The 20,332-nt window shown below is 71.6% G+C and carries 18 protein-coding genes; 9 read left to right on the top strand and 9 right to left on the bottom strand.

Annotation, left to right across the window (positions count from 1 at the left end; genetic code table 11):
- Positions 1-107: 107 nt before the first annotated feature.
- A complete protein-coding gene (locus J2Z30_RS26395; protein ID WP_044580196.1) occupies positions 108-1,103 on the bottom strand; it encodes a LacI family DNA-binding transcriptional regulator in 996 nt (331 codons plus the stop codon).
- A 218-nt stretch (positions 1,104-1,321) separates the two neighbouring features.
- Between J2Z30_RS26395 and J2Z30_RS26390 the strand changes: the two genes are divergently transcribed.
- The 3 genes from J2Z30_RS26390 (at position 1,322) to J2Z30_RS26380 (ending at position 3,623) form a co-directional block, all read left to right on the top strand.
- Positions 1,322-2,131: a TIM barrel protein gene (locus J2Z30_RS26390; protein ID WP_078957164.1), complete on the top strand. Its 810-nt coding sequence runs from the start codon at positions 1,322-1,324 to the stop codon at positions 2,129-2,131.
- Complete coding sequence (locus J2Z30_RS26385; protein WP_044580195.1) at positions 2,128-2,994, top strand: sugar phosphate isomerase/epimerase family protein; 867 nt, start codon at positions 2,128-2,130, stop codon at positions 2,992-2,994. The genes J2Z30_RS26390 and J2Z30_RS26385 overlap by 4 nt, the downstream gene beginning before the upstream one ends.
- 104 nt (positions 2,995-3,098) lie before the next feature.
- Complete coding sequence (locus tag J2Z30_RS26380; RefSeq protein ID WP_052701863.1) at positions 3,099-3,623, top strand: hypothetical protein; 525 nt, start codon at positions 3,099-3,101, stop codon at positions 3,621-3,623.
- 8 nt (positions 3,624-3,631) lie between these two features.
- Here J2Z30_RS26380 and J2Z30_RS26375 read toward each other — a convergent pair whose 3' ends face one another.
- Entirely contained in the window at positions 3,632-4,684 is a 1,053-nt protein-coding gene (locus tag J2Z30_RS26375) for an acyl-CoA dehydrogenase family protein (protein WP_044580193.1), read from the bottom strand.
- The gene (locus J2Z30_RS26370) at positions 4,681-5,433 is read right to left on the bottom strand and encodes a TetR/AcrR family transcriptional regulator (RefSeq protein ID WP_078957163.1); all 753 of its coding nucleotides are present in this window, start codon (positions 5,431-5,433) and stop codon (positions 4,681-4,683) included. Before J2Z30_RS26370 ends, J2Z30_RS26375 begins: the two co-directional genes overlap by 4 nt.
- A gap of 90 nt (positions 5,434-5,523) precedes the next feature.
- On the opposite strand from J2Z30_RS26370, the gene J2Z30_RS26365 reads away from it, so the two are divergent.
- Positions 5,524-7,065 (top strand): MFS transporter, encoded by a 1,542-nt coding sequence (locus J2Z30_RS26365; protein WP_052701861.1) that lies wholly within the window; start codon positions 5,524-5,526, stop codon positions 7,063-7,065.
- Here J2Z30_RS26365 and J2Z30_RS26360 read toward each other — a convergent pair.
- The 5 genes from J2Z30_RS26360 to J2Z30_RS26340 all read right to left on the bottom strand — a co-directional run bounded on the left by J2Z30_RS26360 (position 7,045) and on the right by J2Z30_RS26340 (position 13,421).
- Positions 7,045-8,076, bottom strand: coding sequence for an iron-containing redox enzyme family protein (locus J2Z30_RS26360; RefSeq protein WP_372453302.1), 1,032 nt, complete (start codon positions 8,074-8,076; stop codon positions 7,045-7,047). The two genes, J2Z30_RS26365 and J2Z30_RS26360, sit on opposite strands and share 21 nt — an antisense overlap.
- Before the next feature lie 77 nt (positions 8,077-8,153).
- Positions 8,154-9,632 (bottom strand): aminotransferase class I/II-fold pyridoxal phosphate-dependent enzyme, encoded by a 1,479-nt coding sequence (locus J2Z30_RS26355; protein ID WP_044580190.1) that lies wholly within the window; start codon positions 9,630-9,632, stop codon positions 8,154-8,156.
- A gap of 145 nt (positions 9,633-9,777) precedes the next feature.
- Positions 9,778-10,293, bottom strand: a complete 516-nt coding sequence (locus J2Z30_RS26350; protein ID WP_044582480.1) for a DUF6328 family protein — start codon at positions 10,291-10,293, stop codon at positions 9,778-9,780.
- Positions 10,294-10,397: 104 nt separating this feature from the next.
- On the bottom strand, positions 10,398-10,574 hold the full coding sequence (locus J2Z30_RS51410) for a DUF6480 family protein (RefSeq protein ID WP_191062898.1): 177 nt from the start codon (positions 10,572-10,574) through the stop codon (positions 10,398-10,400).
- Between the two features lie 297 nt (positions 10,575-10,871).
- A complete protein-coding gene (locus tag J2Z30_RS26340) occupies positions 10,872-13,421 on the bottom strand; it encodes an ATP-dependent Clp protease ATP-binding subunit (RefSeq protein ID WP_044580189.1) in 2,550 nt (849 codons plus the stop codon).
- Positions 13,422-13,735: 314 nt separating this feature from the next.
- Here J2Z30_RS26340 and J2Z30_RS26335 point away from each other — a divergent pair, with 314 nt between their 5' ends.
- From J2Z30_RS26335 to J2Z30_RS26315, 5 genes are read left to right on the top strand one after another with little or no spacing between them, the layout of a single operon-like run.
- Positions 13,736-14,305, top strand: a complete 570-nt coding sequence (locus J2Z30_RS26335) for a 2Fe-2S iron-sulfur cluster-binding protein (protein WP_044580188.1) — start codon at positions 13,736-13,738, stop codon at positions 14,303-14,305.
- Positions 14,302-15,285 carry an FAD binding domain-containing protein gene (locus tag J2Z30_RS26330; RefSeq protein ID WP_044580187.1) on the top strand — a complete coding sequence of 328 codons (984 nt, stop codon included), beginning with the start codon at positions 14,302-14,304 and terminating at the stop codon, positions 15,283-15,285. The genes J2Z30_RS26335 and J2Z30_RS26330 overlap by 4 nt, the downstream gene beginning before the upstream one ends.
- Before the next feature lie 9 nt (positions 15,286-15,294).
- Positions 15,295-17,526: a xanthine dehydrogenase family protein molybdopterin-binding subunit gene (locus J2Z30_RS26325; RefSeq protein ID WP_044580186.1), complete on the top strand. Its 2,232-nt coding sequence runs from the start codon at positions 15,295-15,297 to the stop codon at positions 17,524-17,526.
- Positions 17,527-17,578: 52 nt separating this feature from the next.
- On the top strand, positions 17,579-18,346 hold the full coding sequence (locus J2Z30_RS26320) for a hypothetical protein (protein WP_044580185.1): 768 nt from the start codon (positions 17,579-17,581) through the stop codon (positions 18,344-18,346).
- Between the two features lie 29 nt (positions 18,347-18,375).
- Positions 18,376-18,882 carry a hypothetical protein gene (locus J2Z30_RS26315; protein WP_044580184.1) on the top strand — a complete coding sequence of 169 codons (507 nt, stop codon included), beginning with the start codon at positions 18,376-18,378 and terminating at the stop codon, positions 18,880-18,882.
- 22 nt (positions 18,883-18,904) lie between these two features.
- Here J2Z30_RS26315 and J2Z30_RS26310 read toward each other — a convergent pair whose 3' ends face one another.
- Positions 18,905-20,281 (bottom strand): MFS transporter, encoded by a 1,377-nt coding sequence (locus J2Z30_RS26310; RefSeq protein ID WP_245388466.1) that lies wholly within the window; start codon positions 20,279-20,281, stop codon positions 18,905-18,907.
- Between the last annotated feature and the right edge of the window lie 51 nt (positions 20,282-20,332).

The following is a 20,332-nucleotide window of genomic DNA, read 5'->3' as shown; positions in this document are numbered from 1 at the left end:
CAGCCCACTGCCCGTCAGAAAGATCCCCTCGTCCCACACCGAGATCATCACGATGCGGGACGAGGAACAGAGCCGACCTTCAAAACACGGCCTAGCCCGCCTCGCGTTCACCCACCCGGGGGCGGTCCGCTGGTGCCCCGTACCGTCAGCTTGGGGGCCAGCACCGCCTCCCTCGGCTCCGAGACCGCGTTCTCCAGCCGCTCCACGGCGAACCGCACCGCGCACTCGGCCATGAGCACCGCGTCCTGGCGGACCGTGGTCAGGCCGATCGGCATCAGATGGGAGAGGTGGCTGTCGTCGTAGCCCACGACCGACAGATCGCGCGGAACCTCGACGCCCGCCTGCGCCAGGGTCATCAACAGCCCCATCGCACAGCGGTCGTTGCCCGCGAGGACCGCCGTCGGCAGGGGCCGGCCGTGGTCGCGCTCGGCCAGCAGCGACCGCCCCGCGTCGATGCCCGACTGCTCGGTGTGCTCACCCGGGATCACCCGTAGCTCCCGCTCCAGACCATGGCGGCGCATCGCGGCCCGGTAGGCGCGGCGGCGCTCGACCGAGCCCGGTCCGCGGCCGCCGTCGATGTGCACGATCCCGCGGTGGCCCAGTTCGACGAGGTGCTCCATGGCCTGCCGTACGCCCTTGCCCTCGGCCGTGTGCACGCTGTCGACGCGGGCGTGGGGCACCCGGCGGCCTACGGAGACGGCGACCGTGCGGTGTCCCAGTGCGTCGATGTCCACGGGCTGTGCGTCGGTGCCGAGCAGGATCACCGCCTCACAGCGGTGGCCGAGCAGCGCCTCGACGGCCTTGTCCTCGCCACGCCCCTGGGCCGTCGCGGAGAGCAGGACGTCGTAGCCGAGCCGCTCGGCCTCGGGGTAGATGCCCTCGACGAGGTCGGCGTGGAAGGGCTGGCGCACGGTGAACATCACGCCGAGCGTGCGGCTGCGGCCACGGGCCAGCAGCCGGGCCGCGCTGTCGGGCCGGTAGCCGATCTCGTCGGCGACGCGCAGCACCCGGTCGCGGGTCTGCGGGCTCGCCCCCGGCTGATCGCGGAAGACGATCGAGACCAGTGCCCGGGACACGCCCGCCTTCTCGGCGACGTCCGCCATGGTGGGCCGCTGCCTGCCCGATGTTTCCACCTGTGACCACCCTCCGACGCGGCCCAACCTTACGGGGCAGTCGCGAAATCCCCCGGCAACAAGCTATTGACATGACATTCGGACAGCGGTCATCGTACTCGACTAGAGCGCGCTAGTAGAGCGCGCCAGCAAACCCCGTTCTCCCCGATCCGCGACCCCGTCCTCCCCCTCCGCAGAAGGACAACGCCATGGCAACGGCGCCATCCCCTCTCCGCACCACCGCGGGCAATCTGTGCCTGGGCTCCGCCCCCGACTCCTGGGGCGTCTGGTTCCCCGAGGACGAGCACCAGGTGGCGTACGCCCGCTTCCTCGACGAACTGGCCGCGGCCGGCTACCAGTGGCTGGAGCTCGGCCCGTACGGCTACCTGCCCACCGACCCGCGGCGGCTGAAGGCCGAGCTGGACGCGCGCGGTCTGCGGGTATCCGGCGGCACCGCGTTCGGAGCGCTGCACCGCCCCGACGCCTGGGACGAGTTGCTCGCCCATGTGCGTAAAGTGGCCGAGCTGACCGCCGCCACGGGGGCACACCACCTGGTCCTGATCCCGCCCATGTTCCGGGACGAGACCGGTGACCACACCGAGCCGCCCGAGCTGACCGCCGAGCAGTGGGCGGGCTTCGGCCGGTCGGCCGACCGGCTGGGCAAGCTCCTGCTGGACGAGTACGGCATACGTCTGGTGATCCACCCGCACGCCGACAGCCACCTCCAGACCCAGCCCGAGATCGAACGGCTGCTGAACGAGTCCGACGGCCGGTACGCCAACCTCTGTCTGGACACCGGACACGTGGCCTACGGCGGCGGTGACAACCTCGATCTGATCCGCCGCTTCGGCAAGCGCGTCGGCTACGTCCACATCAAGCAGATGGACCCCACCGTGCTCGCCCAGGTGGCCGCCGAGAACCTCTCCTTCGGCGAGGCCGTGAAGCGGGGCGGGTCGGGCGGCCAGGTCATCACCGTCGATATGAAGCCCCGACCCGCGTTCTACGGAGCCACCTCGTGAAAATCGCACTCGACCCCTATATGCTCCGCGCGCTGCCGCTCGATGAGATGGTGCGCACGGTCGCCGAACTCGGCTACGAATACATCGAGTTGTCCCCGCGCGACGACTTCATGCCGTTCTTCCGCCACCCGCGGGCGGACGACGAGCGCGTAGCGGAGCTGAAGCGGGCCCTGCGCACGCACGGGGTCCAGCTCTCCTCCGTGCTGCCGCTGTACAAGTGGTCCTCACCCGACGAGACCGAGCGGCAGACCGCCGTCCGCTACTGGAAGCGGATGATCGAGATCACCGCCGACCTCGAATGCCCGCTGATGAACTCGGAGTTCAACGGCCGCCCCGAGCGCGCCGCCGAGAGCGAGGCCGCCTTCTGGCGCTCGCTGGAGGAGCTGCTGCCGCTCTTCGAACGCGAGGGCATCGCCCTCAACCTCGAGGCCCACCCGGACGACTTCTGCGAGGAGAACACCCCCGCGGTCAACCTGGTCCGCGCCATCAACAAGCCCTGGGTGAACTACCTCTACTGCGCTCCGCACACCTTCCACCTCTCCGGCGCCGAGCCGACGGCGGACATCGCGGCGATGATGGCTTACGCGGGCGACAAGCTCCAGCATGTGCACATCGCGGACTCCTTCAACCACAAGGGCTCCTCCGGGCTGCGTTACATCCTCAACCCGCCCGGCGCCCCGGCCCGCGTCCATCAGCATCTGGACATCGGCCAGGGCGAGGTCGACTGGGACACCTTCTTCGGCACCCTCCGCGAGCTGAACTTCGACGGTGTCGCCACATCCTGCGTCTTCGCCTGGGAGGAACGGGCGCGGGAGTCCTCCGCCTTCATGCTGAACCGCATCCGCAAGGAGCTCGCGGCATGAGACAGGGCGGCCGGGCGCAAGAATCCCGTCAAAGGTGGTGAGGACGGCGTAAGAGGAGCGTCAGGGTGCGCTCCCCCGCCCCGCGCCCGGCCTAGCGTGCCGGTATGGAACGGTTGATGGGCCGGCCCGCCCGGACGCCCCGTGGCCGCCGACGGCGGGCGGACGCGCGGTGGGCGGTGTGGCTCGCGCTGGCGTTCGCCGGGGTGACGACGGTGCTCGACTGGGCCTCGGGCGGGCTCACCGTGGCGCGGGCCGATCTGTGGGCCCTGCTCGCGGTGGCGGCGTTCACGGCGCTGCGGCCACCGCGGGTGACGGCGGGCGGTGGCCGGCTGACGGTACGGGGCCTCGTACGCGTCCGCCGGGTGCGCATCGACGCCCTGGTCGGGGTGTGGCGGGACGGCCGGATCGCCACTCATCTGCTCCTGTGGGACGTCTACGGCCACCGGGTGACGCTCGACCTGGGCGTCCTGGTCGCGGATCCGCTGCTGTGGCACGAGCTGGACACCGGTGCCCGGCGCTCCCTCGAAGCGGGCACCTTGCGGCACGGCGCGGAGATCCTGCGGCTGCTGGGCCGGAACCTCGACGACACGGCCACCCGGGGGATCCTTGGCGCCTCCGGCCTGGAGTAGACGGCGGGTCAGCCGCGCAGGGCCCGCAGATGCGCGCTGCGGACGTCCGCGGTCTGCCCCTGCACCGCCAGGAACAGGCCCTCCCGGGCCAGCCGCTGGGCGGGGCTGCCGAGGCCGAGGGCCCGGCCGCCGCCCGCCACGATCGCCGCGGTGGTGGTGGCGCGCAGCACGTCGTAGGCCCGGGTCTTCACCACGAGCCGGTCCGCCAGGCGCTCGCCCGGGGGAACCTCGTCCACCAGCGCGTACGCCTCCCGGCGCACCTCGCGCAGCCGCTCGCCCAGCACCTGCGCCGTCTCCTTCGCCTCCGCGTCCCCGGCGGCGTCCAGCAGCTCCAGGGCGGCGCCGGCCACGCCGAACACGGCCGGGTTGGGGTTGGTGTTCTTCGGCCGGTCCGCGACCGCCCACTCCTCGTAGGGGCGGCTCCAGACCACCGCCTCCTCGGGCACCACCAGGCCGTCCAGCTCCAGGCCGACCGTGCGGGTGCCGGTCAGCGCGGCGAGCTCGAGCCGCGGCGTGGGCCGCAGACCGGGCTGCTCACGGGCGTCCGCGACGGCGAACAGCGCCTCGCCCTCGTCGGTGACCCCGGCGAGCAGCATCACATCGTTCAGGCCCCAGCCGGTGTACCACGGCACCCGGCCGTCGAAGCGCCGGCCGCCCGGGACCCGGGTGACCCGCACCGGTGTGCGAGGGAAGGCCCGCAGATGGGAGAAGGCGATACCGGACAGCAGCGTGCCGTCGCACAGCGGCCGCAGCAGCCGCTCGCGCGCCGGGGAGTCGGCGGCGGCGAGCATCCTGACCGGGCTGTGGTGCTGGGCCTGGACGAAGTAGGTGGAGCAGCACGCCCCGGCCAGGATTTCGGCGATCTCGCGGGCCACCGCGTCCGGCGCCTGCGCCCCGCCGTACGCCGCCGGGCCACTCACCCCGAGCACCCCGGACCTCTTCACCTCGCCGATCGCGGCCGGGGAGACGCCCTCGCGGTCGGCGGCCTCGGCACCGGGCGCCAGCACCTCGCGGGCGAGGCGCCGGGCCGCCCCGATCAGCGTCGTGGCCGGGGCGGTCATGACCGCTCCTGAGCGTCGGGGGACGCCAGACCGGCCAGCAGCAGGCGCATACCGCGGTGGAAGTGGGAGTCCCAGTCGTCCTCTTCCAGGAGCGGGAAGTGGCCGGCGAGGGTGGGGTATTCGTCGATGTGGGCGCGGATGTGGGCGTCCACGGCCGAACGGGTCGCCACCTCGTCGGAGCGCTGCTGCCACACGGCTTCGGAGGAGGCGGAGCCGATCACGAAGTGGGTGATGGTGGCCGCGGCGGATGACAGGTGGACCCCTTCGAAGCCGCCGGTGGTGAGCGCGGTGTAGGCGAACTCCGAGCAGCGCAGGGCGTTGGGCCCCATGAGGGGGCGGGAGTTGGCCAGGGCACCGGCCCATGGGTGGCGCAGCAGGACCGAGCGCAGTCCGGTCATGAACGCCTCGATGTCCTCCTGCCATGAGGCGCTGTGCCGCTCGGGGAGGTCGAGTTCGGCGAAGACCGCGTCGAGAGCGAGGTCCAGGACGTCGTCCTTGGTGGCCACGTGCCAGTAGAGGCTGGTCGCGTGGGCGCCGAGCCGCTCGGCGAGCCGGCGCATGCTCAGCTTCCGCACACCGTCGCGGTCCAGCAGCTCGACGGCGGTGGCGGTGATGCGCTCATGGGACAGCTGAGGCCGTGGGCGGGAGGTCTTCCCGGCGCGGAACCACACCGCTCCCGGTGCGTTGTCCAGCACCTTCCTCCCCTGGTCCGGGTCCGTTCCCTTGTTCCCGTCCGGCTTCGCGCTCACGAGCCCGCAGCCTACCTCGTTGCGGTCACCGCTCCACCGCTCCTACAGTGCTGGATGCAATCCAACACTGTAGGAGAACGAGGGAGAGTCATGAGCGACGAGGAAGGCCATCCGCGCCGGTGGGCGATCCTGGTGGCCCTGTGTGCCGCCCTGCTCGTGATCGTCATCGACAACACCGTTCTGCATGTCGCGGTGCCCGCCGTCGGCGATGCCTTCGACGCCTCGACAGACCAGCTCCAAGCGGTGATCGACGCCTATGTCGTGGTCTTCGCCGGGCTCCTCATCACCGCGGGGGTGCTCTCCGACCGCTACGGCAGGCGGCGCGTCCTCGTCATGGGACTGCTGGTCTTCGGAGCGGCGTCGGCGCTGGCCGCGGCGGCCCCTTCGGTGTGGTGGCTGATCGCGGCGCGGGCGCTCATGGGGGTGGGCGCGGCGCTGGTGATGCCCGCGACGCTCGCGGTGCTCGTTGCGGTCTTCCCCGAGCGGGAGCGCCCGCGGGCCTTCGCGGTGTGGAGCGCGGTCGCCTCCGTCGGCATGGCGGCGGGACCCCTGCTCGGTGGCGCCCTGGTGGACGCGTGGAGCTGGGCGGGGGTCTTCCTGATCAACGTCCCCGTGGTGGCGGTGGCCCTGTTCGGGGTCGTACGGCTGGTGCCCGAGACCCGGGCGGCCGGAGGCCCGGGGCTGGATCCGTACGGCACCGTCCTGGTCACCGCGGGCATGACCGGCCTGGTGTGGGCCCTGATCGAGGCCCCGGCACACGGGTACACCGCGCCCGGGGTGGTGGCCGGGGCGGCGGTGGCGGTGGTGGCGCTGGTCGGCTTCGGCGTACGGCAGCGCCGCTCCGCGACGCCGATGGTCGATCTGCGGCTCTACCGCGACCGGCGGTTCTCCGGGGCGGGTTTCGCGGTGGCGGTGATGACGATCGCCACCGGCAGCACCCTCTTCGTGCTGAGCCAGTATCTGCAACTGGTCCTCGGCTACAGCGCGTTCGAGACCGGGCTCGCCGCGGTGCCACTCGCGGTGGGGGTCGTCGCGGGTTCGGCGGTGGGCGGCCGGGCCCCGGCCGGATTCGGGGCGCGGGCCTGCATCGTCGCCGGATTCACCGTCACCGCGGCCGGATTCGCGGTGCTGGCCTCGCTCTCCGAGAGCAGCGGCTCCGCGGCGGTGTCCATCGGGCTGGGGCTGGCGGGCCTCGGATCCGGTATCGCGGGGCCCTCGGCGACCAGCACGGTGCTAGGGGCGGTGCCGCCGGAGCGGGCCGGTATGGGCTCCGCGCTCAACGACACCCACCAGCAACTCGGCATCGCCCTGGGCGTGGCCGGGCTGGGCGGCCTGCTCGCCACCGTCTACCGGGGCAGGCTGCCGGACGGTCTGCCCGAGGACGCGATGTCCTCGCTCGGCGCCACCCTGTCGCACGCCCGGGACCGCGCGGACGGCGGGGCACTGACCGAGGCGGCCCGCTCGGCCTTCACCGACGCCCAGTCCGTCACGATGGGCGTCGGCGTGGCGGCCGCCCTGACCGGCGCGGCCGTGGCACTGCTCGCCCTGCCGGGCCGCACCACCCGGGCGGTGGCACCCGCGCCGGAGTCCGAGGAGGTGGGGCAGCCGGGGTCACAGCGGGACGCGGAGTGAGGACCGGCCCTTCCGCCAGGTGTCCAGGATTTCATCGGCGAAGCGGTCTTCCAGGAACACGGTGGCATCGACGCCGAACGCCACGTCCGCGGCGAGCCCGGGTTCGTGCTTCAGGAGGTCGTCGATCACCCCATGGCGTACGACCTGCTCGTGTACGGCGTCGGCCTCGACGTGTTCGGTGTAGAAGAACACCGCCGCCTCGCCCGCGCCCAGCCGTCGCAGGGCCTGGGCCAGCCGGTCGGAGGCGGGTGAGGAGGTGATCTCGACGGTGGCGAAGTGGCCCACCAGGGCGCCGCGGAGCGCTCTGTGCAGTCCCAGCAGCGACATCATGTTGACCACCGCCAGCATCCGCGCCGACGTGGCGTCCAGGTAGTGGTTGTACATCGGGTCCAGACCCAGGTCGGCCATCAGAGCGGCGAACAGCTCCGCGTGCACCCGGTCCCCGTGTCCGGCCCCGAACTCGTCGTACTCCACGGCCGCCATCGCCGCCTTGGCCCGGCCCCGCAGCCGTGGCAGGACCCACACATGCGGGTCGGCCTCCTTGAGCTGGTAGAGCGACCGATGCGCGATGTACTCGCGCATCTGCCACAGCTCGCCCTCGTCCCGGAGAAAGTGCGACACGCCCGTCCCGTCGGCGGGCTCCACCAGCAGCCCGGACACGGCGGCGTCCGGGTCGTCGTGCGTGGTGGCATCGGAGCGCAGCGCGTCCAGGAAGCGCCGCTCCAGCGCCTGCCGCGTCCGGAGCAGCTCGGGATCCCACTCCCATGCGTCGTCCACACCGGAGAAGCCCTGATAGTGGAGTTCGTAGCACACGTACAGCGCGAGCTGCAGATCGTCGCCGTACGGATCGGCCGCCCGGAGCGGCCGGCCGCCGGGCAGCGTCGCCCCGCCGGGCAGCGTCGCCCCGCCGGGCTCGTGTACGAGGGCGTCGACGAGCGCGCCGGACACCTCTCCCCGCGCCGTGGGCAAGGGCATCGGCCGGGTCGTCGTCGCGGGGTGCGTGTCACTCACCGTTCCTTCTGCTCCGTCCGCCTCTGTCGTGGTGGCTCCGGCTTCGCCGCACCTGTACATCGGTCGGTGCCTGCGCGTCAGTCGGCTCCGGTCCCCTTGACCAGGACGCGGATGGTGTCCAGTCCGGGGTCGGCCGTGTCGGGGAGGTTCATCCCGGCCTTCAGCCCGGAGCGCAGATAGTCCAGGACCGGCTGCTTCAGCACCTCGCCGGGCAGCACGGCCGGTATGCCCGGCGGGTAGGGGGTGATCATCTCGGCCGCCACCCGGCCTGCCGCACGGGCCACGGGCAGATCCTCCGTGGCGCCGAAGTAGGCGTCCCGCGGCAGACAGGACTGTTCCATCCGCAACTCGTCCGGCGTCGGTACGGCCACCTCGGGGGCGGGCCGCAGATCCTCCGCGTGGTCGGCCAGCTCGCGCAGCGCCGTCAGCAGCGCTCCGGTCGTCGAGGGGTCGTCGGCGTGGGTGAGCTGGGTGCTGATCCGCCGGTGGTCGGCCAGATGGGCGTTGACGTCATGATGTCCCCGGAGCCAGTCGGCCGCGCGGTAGCCACTGACCCCGAGACCGGCCAGGTCGATGACGACCGGAAACGGATCGAAGTCACTGCCCAGGCCGGGGCCCACGTAGTCCGCGGGCCCGTCCACGTGCAGTCCGTCGATGGCCGCGATCTCGTCGCGCACCGCATGCGCCCGGCGCAGGGCCGCGCCGAGCAGTTCCTCGCCGTGCAGCGCCATCTGCCGACGCCACCCGTCCATTCCCCCGTAGAGGAGCACGGACGGACTCGTGGTGCCGAGCAGACCGGCGCAGGACTTCAAAACGGCCGGCTCGATCAGGTCGCCCCGGAGATGGAACACCGAGCCCTGCTCCAGGCCGCTGCCCATCTTGTGGATGCTGGTCACGCAGACGTCGGCACCCGCGTCCATGGCCCAGCTCGGCAACTGGGAGCAGAACGGCAGATGCGCTCCCCACGCCTCGTCGACGATCAGCGGACGGCCACGCCGATGGCAGACCTCGGCGATCCCCGCCAGGTCGGCGCAGGACCCGTACGGAGTGGGGCTGGTCACCAGGGCTCCCCTGGCCTCCGGGTGATCGTCGAATGCCCGCTCGAACGACGCGGCCGACGGCGGATGCGCGATATGGCGGGCACCGTCCCATTCGGGTTCCACCCAGATCGGCCGGACACCGGAGATGATCAGGCCGGAGACCACCGATTTGTGCGCGTCCCGGCCCACCAGCAGGGTCTCGTGCGGGCCTGCCACCGCCAGCATCGCCGCCTTGACGGAGAGCGAGCTGCCGCAGGTCGAGAAGAAGGTGTGCTCGGCGCGTACCGCGTCCGCCATCAGCTCCTCCGCCCGCTCCAGCACACGGCCCGACCCCAGCCGGTCGTCAAGGCCGCCGAAGGCGAGGAGGTCGGCGCGGAACACCTCCTCCCCCAGAACCTTGACGACCTCCGGGTCAGCGCCCCTGCCCTGCTTGTGCCCGGGGGGAGTGAACGGGAGGGCCCCACGCTCGTGGTAGCGAGCCAGGGCCTCCAGAATCGGAGCCTGTGTGTGATCCATGGCGGCCGAGTGCCCTTCCACCTGCGGAGAAAACCGTGCGAGGCCAGGTGGGGCGTGCCGGACGAAGCGGCCCTCCAGCGGTCTGCCAGCGGCTCAGGCGTTGCTCGGCGTTGCTCGGTGCTCCTCAAGCGCTCCTCGGCGCTTCTCAGCCCTCCTTGCGCGAGCGGTGGAAAAGCCACGCCGCGGGAACGAACCAGCAGATCACGAACCAGAGCAGGGCCGCGACCGCCAGCCAGAACGCGGTGCCATCGGCCACGACGACACGCAGGATCAGCAGCAGCGCCGACGCCACCGTGCACAGCAACAGCACCAGCCCGGCCACGGTGAAGCGGGAGGCCCAGTCCACCGTTTCCGGCTTCAGCCGGCGTCCGGTGACGATCCGGTGCAAGGAAACAGGTGCGATCAACGCGCCGGTGGCCGCCGCCCCCAGAAGGACGGTCACGACGTAGATGGCCCGGTCCACCTGGCCCAGGTCGTGGAAGCGCGGGGTGAAGGCGACCGTGAGCAGGAACGCGAACAGAATCTGCACGCCCGTCTGCGTCACCCTCACCTCCTGGAGCAACTCGGCCCACTTGCGGTCGGCCCGCTCCTCGCGGCTCTCCACACGGCCGGACCGAGCCTCACGGCCGCCGTTTCCCGGCGCTTCGTGGTCGTCGTGCATCAGCGTGGCCTCCTCCGCGTCCACCTCCGTGTTCCCAGCCACTCCGAAAGGCGAACGCAACCTCGTCCGATACGTCGAGGCATGCCACGGCCCGCCGCCTCAGGTCACCCCAGTACGGCGACCGCGAACGCGATGCAGAAGGTCACGAACAGCGCCACAAAGAGCCAAATGACGATCGTGGGCCCCTTCGACCAGCCCTTCGTGGGGTTGTACGTCTCGCGGGGGCCCGCTTCCGACAGGCCGCCCTCGGCCGGTGGGGTCTCGCCCGGGGGCACGCCCACGCTCGGCCGAAGTACGGGGGATCCGGGAGATCCGGGAGATCCGGGAGATCCGGGAGATCCGGGAGATCCGGGAGTCGCAGGACTTCCGGGAGACCCGGGAGATCCGGCAGGCCCGGGAGTGCGGTCAGGGTGCGGAGGGTTCTGCTGGTCCATGTCCGATGCGCTCCTTTCCGCCCGCGGCGCGCCGGCTCCCCCGGTCCGCCACCCCGTTCGAGGCCTCGTCCCCGGTGGACTCTTCCCACCATACGGCGGAAGAGTAGCCGGGCACGGCCCGGCGTTCGCGGCACACCGTGAGCGTCACAGTCGCCTGTCGTTCGAGGAGGTGGCGGTGTGGAACACCAGCTGTCCGTCCGCGACCTCCACCCGGGCCCGGTCACCGGACGAGATCTCGCCGTCCAGCAGCAGCCGCGACAGACGGTTGTCCACCTCCCGCTGGATGGTGCGGCGCAGCGGCCGGGCACCGTACGCGGGTTCGTGGCCGCGCCGCGCGATCCAGTCGACGGCTTCCGGGGCGAACTCCACGGTGACGTCCTGGGCGTGCAGCCGGCGGCGGGTCTCCTCCAGCAGCAGATCGGTGATCCGGCGCAGATGCTCGTCCGTGAGCTGCCGGAAGACCACGACCTCGTCGACGCGGTTGAGGAACTCGGGGCGGAAGTGCTCGCGCAGCGGTCGCAGGACGCGCTCGCGCCGGGCCTGCTCGTCCGTCTCGGCGTCCGCGGTCCCGAAGCCGAGGGCGCCGCGCCCGCCGATGGCCTCGGAGCCGAGGTTGCTGGTCATCACGACGACCGTGTTGCGGAAGTCCACCGTACGGCCGTGGGCGTCGGTGAGCCGGCCGTCGTCGAGCACCTGGAGCAGTGTGTTGAACACGTCCGGATGCGCCTTCTCGATCTCGTCGAACAGGAGCAGCGCGTAGGGGCAGCGGCGCACCGCCTCGGTGAGCTGCCCGGCCTCCTCGTGGCCGACGTATCCGGGTGGGGCGCCGACCAGCCGGCTGACGGTGTGCCGCTCCTGGTACTCGCTCATGTCCAGCCGGACCATCAGATCCTCGCTGCCGAACAGCGCCTCGGCCAGCGCCCGCGCGAGTTCGGTCTTGCCGACGCCGGTCGGGCCGAGGAAGAGGAAACTGCCGATGGGGCGGCCGGGGTCGGCGAGACCGGCGCGGGAGCGCAGCACCGCCTCGGCGGCGGCTCCCACGGCCTCGTCCTGTCCGATGACCCGCTCGGACAGGTGTTCCTCCAGGCCGAGCAGGCGCTGCTTCTCCTCCTTGGTGAGGCTGCTGACCGGGATCCCGGTCTGGCGGGAGACCACTTCGGCGATGTCCTCGGCGGTGACCTCCAGGCCCTGCCCGTCGTCGGGCTCGGTGCCGCCGTCGGCCCCGATGCGGCGGTTCAACTCGCCGATGCGGTCGCGCAGTTCGGTGGCCCGCTCGTACTCCTCCGCGGCCACCGCCTGGTCCTTGTCCCGGGTCAGCTGCTCGACCTCGCGTTCCAGGGTGCGGGTGTCGGTGCCCTTGGTGCGCGAGCGCAGCCGCACCCGGGCGCCGGCCTGGTCCACCAGGTCGATGGCCTTGTCGGGCAGGAACCGGTCGGTGAGGTAGCGGTCGGACAGCTCCACGGCGGCGAGCAGCGCCTCATCGGTGAAGCGGACCTGGTGATGGGCCTCGTAGCGGTCGCGCAGACCGCGCAGGATCTCCACCGCGTCGGCGGCGGAGGGCTCCGGCACCAGGATGTGCTGGAAGCGCCGGGCCAGCGCCGCGTCCTTCTCGATGTGGCGGCGGTACTCCTCCAGTGTGGTGGCGCCGATGACATGGAGTTCGCCACGGGCCAGGGCGGGCTTGAGCATGTTGCCCGCGTCCATGGAACCGCCCTCGGCGCCGCTCGCGCCCGCGCCGACCACGGTGTGCAGCTCGTCGATGAAGACGATCAGCTCCTCGGAGTGGGTGCGGATCTCGTCGATGATGCCGCTCAGCCGCTCCTCGAAGTCACCTCGGTAGCGGGTGCCGGCGACGACCGCGGACATGTCCAGGGCGACCACCCGGCGGCCCAGGAGGATGTCGGGGACGTCTCCCTCGGCGACGCGCTGGGCGAGCCCTTCGACGATGGCGGTCTTGCCGACACCGGCGTCGCCGATCAGTACGGGGTTGTTCTTGCCCCGGCGGGACAGCACCTCGACGGTCTGCTCGATCTCCTGTTCGCGGCCGATGACCGGGTCGATCCGCCCCGCGTGGGCGAGGTCGGTCAGATCGCGACTGAACTTGTCGAGGGTGGGCGTGTTCTGCTGTCGGCCGGGCTGCTGCCCGGCCGCCCCGCTGACCGACGGCCGGCCCGGTGCGCTCTGCGGTCCGCCCCGGCCCGCCGCGGGGTCGAAGGGCAGGGAGTTGAGGATGCGGCCGGCCGTGGAGTCGTGGTTGGCGGCCAGCGCCCCGAGCACATGCTCGGGGCCGATGTAGGAGGCGCCGTTCGCACGGGCCAGTTCATGCGCCTCCAGCAGAGCGCGCTTGACCGCGGGGGTGACGGACAGCTGGGTGCGCCGCGGGCCCTCGCCGCTCATCCGGTCGATCTCCGCGGCCAGCGTGTCGGTGTCGGCGCCCGCCCCCGCCAGCAGCCCCCGGGTCGGCTCGGTGGCCAGCGCCGCACGCAGCAGATGCTTGGTGTCCAGATCGGCACTGCCGTGCTCGGCGGCGTAGGTGGCCGCGTCGGCGACGAGTTGCCGGGCAGGGTCGCTCATCAGGCGCCCGATGTCGATATGGCGGAGGCCGGGGCGCGGTCCGCCGCCGAGGAATCGTGCCATGAATTCCTCGAACGGGTCTGGACCGAAGTCCCCCGGACCCATGAAGCCGCTGCTCATGGCCTTCCGTTCCGCGGTCCCGGCCAGGTGTCCGGACCGGGCCCGCTCTCTTGACAGGCGTGATCCTTTCCGGGCGCGGGTGCCCGGGAGGCGCCCCATTACACCTGCTACACCTGCGGTCGCCGGGACGCGGGCGGCCACGGCATACGACGACACCGGCACACGCTCAGTCATCGCCGGAAAACACACCGTCACCAGGGTTCTCGCGGTGCGACGTCCGCCTTCTTGCGAGAGCCTGGAGCCAGGGAGCGTGCCCGGCAGTCGCGCCGCACATCCGGGGTGACACCTGCACCTAGCGAGGAAGGCGGGCCGTGATGAGCGCTTCGGATACGCACGCCATGAGGCGGAGCCAGGTCGAGACGGCCCCACCCTCGGCGATCAAGCTGAACATCAACGATCAGGTGCGGCAGCTCGCGGTGGATCCACGGACCTCGCTGCTCGACGCGCTGCGTGAACATCTGCGCCTGAGCGGGACCAAGAAGGGGTGTGATCACGGGCAGTGCGGCGCCTGTACGGTGCTGATCAACGGCCGGCGCGTCCTCTCCTGCCTGACACTCGCCGTGATGCACGAGGACGACGAGATCATGACGATCGAGGGCCTCGGCGACCCCGACCATCTGCACCCCATGCAACGGGCCTTCGTCGAGTGCGACGGCTTCCAGTGCGGCTACTGCACCCCCGGCCAGATCTGTTCGGCCGTCGGCATGCTCGCCGAGGTGAGGGCGGGCTGGCCCAGCCATGTCACCACCGACGTGTCCTCGTCCCGGGTCGCGTTGACCGATGACGAGATCCGCGAGCGGATGAGCGGCAACATCTGCCGGTGCGCCGCCTATCCGAACATCGTCGCGGCCATCCGCGGCAGCGCGGAGGGAGGCGCCACATGAGGTCCTTCACCTACGAGCGGGCGACGGACACACGGGCCGCCGTCGCCGCGGCGGCCCAGCCGGGCGCGAAGTTCATCAGCGGCGGCACCAATCTGCTCGACCTGATGAAGCTCGACATCGAATATCCGAGCCATCTGGTGGACATCAGCCGGCTCCCGCTGCGGGACATCGAGGAGCTGCCGGACGGTGGACTGCGCATCGGCGCCCAGGCGCGGAACTCCGATGTGGCCGCCGATCCCCGCGTGCGCACCCGCTATCCGGTGCTGTCGGAGGCGCTGGTGTCGGGCGCCTCGGGGCAGCTGCGCAACAAGGCGTCCACCGGGGGAAATCTGGTGCAGCGCACGCGCTGTCCCTACTTCTACGACACGGCCGCGGGCTGCAACAAGCGCGACCCCGGATCGGGGTGCGCGGCGATCGGCGGGTTCAACCGGATCCACGCGATCCTCGGCGCGAGCGAGTCCTGCATCGCCACCCACCCCTCGGACATGGCCGTCGCGATGACCGCGCTCGACGCGGAGATCGAGCTGCTCCGGGCCGATGGGTCGGTACGGCGCGTCGCCATCACGGACTTCTACCGGCTGCCGGGCGATACGCCGCATATCGAGAACGTGCTGGGTGACGACGAGATGATCACGGGCGTTCTGCTGCCCCCGCCCCTGCCGGGCCGGCAGATCTACCGCAAGGTGCGCGACCGGGCGTCGTACGAGTTCGCGCTGGTCTCGGTGGCGGCCGTCGTCTCGGCCGACCGGGGAACGATCCGAGAGGCGCGGGTGGCGTTCGGCGGTGTGGCACACAAGCCGTGGCGGTCCGTCGAGGCGGAGGACGCGCTGACCGACCATCCGGCCAGGATGGACACCTATCGCGCCGCCGCCGAGGCGGCGCTGCGCGGCGCGGTCGGGCGGGGTGACAACGACTTCAAGATCGAGCTGGCCAAGCGCACGCTCTGCCGCACGCTGGCGCAGGCGGCCGGGGCGAGCTGAGGAGGCGAGATGATCGGGCAAGCTGTGAACCGCGTCGACGGCCCGCTGAAGGCCACCGGCCGGGCCGCCTACGCCTACGAGCACTGGGAGGCCGGTCAGCCGCTCTACGGCTTCATCGTCGGCGCGACGATCGGCAAGGGCCGCATCACCCGGATCGACACCGAGGACGCGGAAGGCGCGCCCGGGGTCCAGTTGGTGATGACCTACCTCAACGCCCCGGCGCAAGGCCCCCGCGACGAGTCCATTCCCTTCGAATACTGGCGCGCCCAGCCAATGTTGACCGGGCCGGACATCCACTTCTACGGCGAGCCGGTGGCATTGGTCGTCGCCGAGACCTTCGAGCAGGCCCGGGACGCGGCCGACCTGGTCGAGGTCGAATACCGCGCCGGGCGGGGCCGTTTCGACTTCGGCGAGTTCGAGGACGACACCTACATCCCGAAGACGGTCAACGCCGGTCTCCCCACCGACACCGCGGTCGGCGATTTCGACGCCGGGTTCGCCGGGGCGGAGGTCAAGGTCGACCAGCAGTACACGACCCCGTACGAGTTCTCGATGCCGATCGAACCGAACGCGTCCATGGTGGCACCGCACGGCGACGATGACCTGGTCGTCTACGTCAGCTGCCAGATCACCGACGCGGCGCGGGACTCGGTCGCCGGCACGCTGATGATGGACCCGGAGCGGGTGCATATCGTCACCCCCTTCGTCGGCGGCGGCTTCGGCTCCAAGCTGGGCATCCACTCCGAGACGATCCTGGCGGCGATGGCCGCCCGCGCGCTGGGCCGGCCGGTCAAGGTCACGCTGACCCGCCAGCAGGTCTTCCAGCTCGTGGGCATGCGCCCCACGTCGAGCCAGCGGGTCCGGCTGGGCGCGGGGCACGATGGACGGCTGGCCGCGATCGCCCACGACGTCACCATGCACACCAACCCCGACGTCGAGTACGCCGAGCAGACCGCCGCCACCGTCCGCAGTCTCTACGCCGCGCCCCACCGGCTGACCAGCCACCGGCTGACGGCGCTCGACCTGCCGCGCGGGACGGACGTCCGCGCGCCGGGCGAGGCACCGGGCATGCTCTCGGTCGAGTCGGCGATGGACGAGCTGGCCGATGCGCTCGGGATGGACCCGGTCGAGCTGCGGATCCGCAACGAGCCCACCGTAGATCCCGAGCGGAACGTGCCGTACAGCGACCGGCACCTGGTGGAGTGCCTGCGCGAAGGCGCGCGCCGGTTCGGCTGGGAGAACCGCCCGGCCACGCCCGCGAGTGTGCGCGAGGGACGGTGGCTGATCGGCTACGGCATGTCGGCCGCCATCCGGGGGCACTTCCAGGGGCCGACGACGGTGCGGGTGCGGTTGGAGCCGGACGGCACCGCCGTCATCCAGACCGACATGACCGATATCGGCACGGGCACCTACACCATCCTCACCCAGGTCGGTGCCGAGGGACTCGGCCTCCCGCTGGAACGGGTGCGGATCGACCTCGGGCGTTCGGATCATCCCTCCAGCTGGGGGTCCGGCGGCTCGTGGGGCGCCACCAATTCGTCCACCGCGGTGCACCGGGCGTGCGCGGCCCTGCGCACCAAGCTGCTGGACGCGGCCCTCGGCGACACACGCTCCCCGCTGCACGGCCAGGACCCCTCAGCGGCGGTGTTCTCCGACGGCGACGTGGCCATCGGCGGCGCGTCCGAGGCGCTGCGCGAGATCGTCGCGCGCCACCATCCCGACGGTGTGGAGGCGGAGGGCCAGACCCGCTTCATGGGCGACGATCCGAACTACTCGGACTACTCGATCAACACCTATGGGGCCCATTTCGCCGAAGTGGGCGTCGACGCGGACACCGCCGAGACCCGTCTGCGGCGGATGCTCAGCGTGTTCTCGGTGGGCCGTGTGTTCAACCCGAAGACGGCCCGCTCGCAGCTGATCGGCGGCATGATCTGGGGCGTCGGCGCGGCCCTCGAGGAAGAGGCCGTCGTCGACCCGCGATCCGGCGCCTTCGTCAACCGGGACTTCGCGGGGTATCTGGTGCCGGTCCACGGCGACATCCCCGCCGACATCGACGCCGTCGTCCTGGAGGGGTACGACGACAAGGCCAATCCCCTCGGCGCGAAGGGCATCGGTGAGGTGGGCATCTGCGGATCCGGTGCGGCGGTGGCCAACGCGGTGTTCAACGCCACCGGAGTGCGCGTGCGGGACTTCCCCATCACGATCGAGAAGCTGTTGCCCGGACTGCCGGCCATGGTCTGACCCGCTGGGCACAGCCCGTTCACCGCGCGGTGGCGGGGCGTAGCGTCGTCCCATGACGATCACCGACGAGACCCTCGTACGGCTGCGGAGCGCGGCGGCCGCGGGCGATGCCCAAGCCGCGCTGCGGGTGGGGCGATTGCTGTGCCTGACGGCGGCGGACCCGACCGAGCCCGGGGACGGCGAACCGACCTGGCCCGAAGAGCCCTGGCTGCGCGCCGCCGTGGCGGCGCACCCCGACGATGTCGAGGCTCTGGCCCTGCTGACCGGGCGCCTTGCCCAGCAGATCTCCTACTGGGAGGCGTGTCTGGACATGAACCCCGACGTGATGAAGTGGTACGGGGAGGACGAGGGCACCGTCGAACGGCGGCACATCGAGGCGGAGAAGCTGTACGCCCGGATACGTGCGGCGGGTCCCACCCGCCACGCGGGGGCCGGGCTGGACGAGTTGGCCGTGCTCCTCGGTGTCGGTGACAAGCCCGTGGCGGAGTGCGCGTACAGCTTCTATGTCATGGAGGACGAGGCATGGAGCGGCTCGGTGCGTCACAGCGCGACCATCGTCGCGTCCGACGCCGCTGAGATCCGCTGGGCCTGCGACAAGTGGTTCACCCTGTCCCAGGGCGGCATCGGTGGCGAACCCACCCTGACCGCCTATGCGGACGGCGCGGAGGTGGGCTCGGTCGGCCTCGGCCCGCACCTCGCGGACGGTGGCGTGGACTGGGACGCCGTCGCCGTGCCCGGACTTTCCGGTTCCCGGCTGCCCGCGGGACTGCCGGTCCCGGGCCGCGGGCTGCATTATGGCTTTGCCGGGGGAGCCGAGTAGTAAGTCGGTGAGGCGGGGGGAGAGACCTTATGGACCAAGGACTCGCGGCGTTCTTCGCCAGCGTGGCGGCACTCGTCGGCGCCCTCATCGGTGGCGGCTTCTCGGCGCGGGCGGCGCGTATCGGCGGCGAGAAGACGGTGGAGGCGGCGCGCGAGCAGGTGAGGGACCAGGCGCGGGCGGAGTCGGAGCGGTGGCTCATGCAGGCCCGCCACGACGCCTATCAGTTGATCCTGGGCACCATCCACGCATACGAGGGTGCCCTGGTCCTGCCCACGGCGGAGGCAGCGGCCACAGAGGTCGCGAAGCAGCGGTTCCACTCGGCCGAATTGCGGGTCAAAGTGGTAGGCCCGGAGGCGGTCCGGAACGCGGCCCGTGAGTTGTCGGTCACCTTCATCAATGTGCAACGTGTCCTCGATGAGGGTCAGCCGATCGAGTCCTGGATGGCGAGCCTGATCGAGGAGCGGCACAGCGCCTTCGTCGAGGCCGTCACCGCCGTGTACGCGTGGGAGCCCGACGCCGCGGGCGACGTCCCGTGACGGCCCACCGCGCACGCCTCGATCAGCCCGCGTGGGCCTCCGCGTCAGGTGCCTCGCTCCCGGGCTCGGGCGGTACGCAGAACCATGCCAGACCCGCGGCGGTCAGATAGGCGAGGGCGCCGATGGCCATGCTGGTGCGCAGCCCCTCGCCGTAGTCGGTGGCCGTGGCGAGCAGGGTGCCACCGAGCGCCACGCCGGTGGCACTGCCGAGTTGACGGGTGGTGTTGAACAGCGCGGAGGCGGTCCCCGCGTACGCCGGGGGCGCGGCGCCCATGACGGTGGAGGCGGAGCCGGTGAGCGCGAAGGAGGTGCCGAATCCCGCCGCCATCATCGGGACCACCAGCAGCGGGTAGGCGGGTTCGGCTCCCGCCACGACCCAGCCCGCCAGTCCCAGGGCCGCCAGCAGCATGCCGGTGCACACCAGCGGACGATCGCCGGTCGTGCGGGCCAGCCGCCCGGAGAGGATGGACGCGAACATGGTCATCGCCACCGCGGGGAACAGCGCCAGGCCGGTGACCAGGGCGCTGTAGCCGCGCTGGTGCTGGAAGTCCAGGCTGGCGGTGAACACCATGCCGTAGAAGCCGAAATTGAACAGCAGGCCGATGACGGCTCCGCCGCCCAGCGCTCGCGAGCGCAGCAGGCTCGTGGGCAGGGCGGGAAAGCGGGCCAGTCGCTCGCGCACCACGAACGCCGTGGCGGCCAGCACGGACAGGCCCACCCCGGCCAGAACGGCGGGATCGGACCATCCGCGCCGGCCCGCCTCGTTGAGCGCGGAGGTCAGCAAGGCCACCGCCGCCACGACCGCGCACTGCGCCGGCCAGTCCAGAGGCCGGGTGGTGAGCCGGTCGGAGGGGGCCACGCGACGCAGCGTCAGCACCAGACAGGCGACACCGACGGGCAGATTGATGAGGAACACCCACCGCCAGCCCACGGTGGAGACCAGCAGCCCGCCCAGCAGCGGCCCCGCCGAGGCCGCGATCCCGGCGATGGAGCCCCATACCCCGAAGGCCCGCGAGCGGGCGTCCGGAGCCGGATACGCCTGCTGGAGAAGGGCCAGCGAGCCGGGCACGATCAACGCCGCGCCGAGGCCCTCCACCACCCGGGCGGCGACGAGGAAGGGGGCACTCGGCGCGAAGGCGCACGCGGCCGAGGACACGGTGAACACCACCACGCCGGTGCAGAAGATCCGGCGGTTTCCCAGCCTGTCCCCCAGCGCTCCGCCGGTCAGCAGGAAACCGGCGAAGACCAGGGTGTACCCGTCGGTGATCCACTGGATGCCGGTGAGCGAAGCCGACAGCTCCCGGCCGATCACGGGCACGGCCACGTTGATGACCGTGACGTCCAGGATGACCATGAAGTACCCGGCACACACGGCCAGCAGCGGTACCAGGGACCCCATGCCGGACACGAAGGCCACGTCCCGACTCCATCCCGCTCACGAGGGCTCTAC

The sequence above is a fragment of the Streptomyces iranensis genome (assembly GCF_017874715.1).
Classification (GTDB): domain Bacteria; phylum Actinomycetota; class Actinomycetes; order Streptomycetales; family Streptomycetaceae; genus Streptomyces; species Streptomyces iranensis.
Note: the sequence above shows the minus strand (reverse complement) of the source record. Positions and strands in the feature narration are given on the sequence as shown.

Excerpts from the sequence above, each read along its gene's own strand:
- J2Z30_RS26395 (WP_044580196.1), bottom strand. The coding sequence starts at position 1,103 with ATGGCGGACGTCGCCGAGAAGGCGGGCGTGTCCCGGGCACTGGTCTCG.
- J2Z30_RS26390 (WP_078957164.1), top strand. The coding sequence starts at position 1,322 with ATGGCAACGGCGCCATCCCCTCTCCGCACCACCGCGGGCAATCTGTGC.
- J2Z30_RS26380 (WP_052701863.1), top strand. The coding sequence starts at position 3,099 with ATGGAACGGTTGATGGGCCGGCCCGCCCGGACGCCCCGTGGCCGCCGA.
- J2Z30_RS26375 (WP_044580193.1), bottom strand. The coding sequence starts at position 4,684 with ATGACCGCCCCGGCCACGACGCTGATCGGGGCGGCCCGGCGCCTCGCC.
- J2Z30_RS26365 (WP_052701861.1), top strand. The coding sequence starts at position 5,524 with ATGAGCGACGAGGAAGGCCATCCGCGCCGGTGGGCGATCCTGGTGGCC.
- J2Z30_RS26355 (WP_044580190.1), bottom strand. The coding sequence starts at position 9,632 with ATGGATCACACACAGGCTCCGATTCTGGAGGCCCTGGCTCGCTACCAC.
- J2Z30_RS26350 (WP_044582480.1), bottom strand. The coding sequence starts at position 10,293 with ATGCACGACGACCACGAAGCGCCGGGAAACGGCGGCCGTGAGGCTCGG.
- J2Z30_RS26340 (WP_044580189.1), bottom strand. The coding sequence starts at position 13,421 with ATGAGCAGCGGCTTCATGGGTCCGGGGGACTTCGGTCCAGACCCGTTC.
- J2Z30_RS26335 (WP_044580188.1), top strand. The coding sequence starts at position 13,736 with ATGAGCGCTTCGGATACGCACGCCATGAGGCGGAGCCAGGTCGAGACG.
- J2Z30_RS26330 (WP_044580187.1), top strand. The coding sequence starts at position 14,302 with ATGAGGTCCTTCACCTACGAGCGGGCGACGGACACACGGGCCGCCGTC.
- J2Z30_RS26325 (WP_044580186.1), top strand. The coding sequence starts at position 15,295 with ATGATCGGGCAAGCTGTGAACCGCGTCGACGGCCCGCTGAAGGCCACC.
- J2Z30_RS26320 (WP_044580185.1), top strand. The coding sequence starts at position 17,579 with ATGACGATCACCGACGAGACCCTCGTACGGCTGCGGAGCGCGGCGGCC.
- J2Z30_RS26315 (WP_044580184.1), top strand. The coding sequence starts at position 18,376 with ATGGACCAAGGACTCGCGGCGTTCTTCGCCAGCGTGGCGGCACTCGTC.
- J2Z30_RS26310 (WP_245388466.1), bottom strand. The coding sequence starts at position 20,281 with ATGGGGTCCCTGGTACCGCTGCTGGCCGTGTGTGCCGGGTACTTCATG.